This is a genomic window from Maribacter sp. ACAM166 (assembly GCF_005771495.1).
Classification (GTDB): Bacteria; Bacteroidota; Bacteroidia; order Flavobacteriales; family Flavobacteriaceae; genus Maribacter.
In genome coordinates, this window is the sequence record NZ_VAUW01000102.1 from 1 (window position 1) to 712 (window position 712).

The window sequence follows — 712 nt, forward strand, 5'->3', positions numbered from 1 at the left end:
GCTTGTATAAAGGAACCATTGAACAAGCTTCTCCATACATAATACTTTTTGCAACGGGGTGTAAAAGTCTGGTAATTTCAACATAAGCCGCTTTAGGCACAGGCAAATCGCCACAACCTTTTATAACAATGCGGACATCTTTATAAGCATTCATATTTAGTTTGTTTAGTATCTCATTATACAAAACTGTTTCAAGTGTTTCTAAATCACCAAACACCACTTTTTTCACAAAAGGGGCTAACTGTGTTGCCAGTAGCATATACGCCCAGGTTGGAACAATAGCATCTTCAGAACAAATAAGTGCAACGTATTTATCTGTATATGTACTCCAATCTTCATTTTTTATAAACTCACGGAAATCTTTTTCTTTCAATATTAAACCTTGAAACAAGTGCTCTTTTATATCGAACAACAAACGTTCACCCTGAGGGTAAAATTCTTCAAGGTTGATGGTGATGATACCACTTTTTGCTACTCTATTAATTATTTTTTTTTCCATCTTACATAAATCCTAATTCGAGTTGCGCCTCTTCGCTCATTAAATCTTTCGACCAAGGTGGATCAAAAGTCATCTCTATTTCTGAGTCTTTAACCTGATCAAGTGACTTTACTTTTTCATTGACTTCTTGAGGTAATGATTCGGCTACGGGACAATTAGGAGACGTTAGAGTCATTAATATTTTAACCTCGCAATCTTCATTTACAAACACAT

Annotated in this window: 2 protein-coding genes; both read right to left on the minus strand. The window is 35.0% G+C overall.

Annotated features, from left to right (window positions below):
• On the minus strand, positions 1 to 499 hold a 499-nt coding region (locus ES765_RS21520; protein WP_138116598.1), incomplete at its 3' end, for a DUF2480 family protein.
• A gap of 1 nt (position 500) precedes the next feature.
• Positions 501 to 712: iron-sulfur cluster assembly protein (locus tag ES765_RS21525; protein WP_138116600.1), on the minus strand; the 212-nt coding region annotated here is incomplete at its 5' end.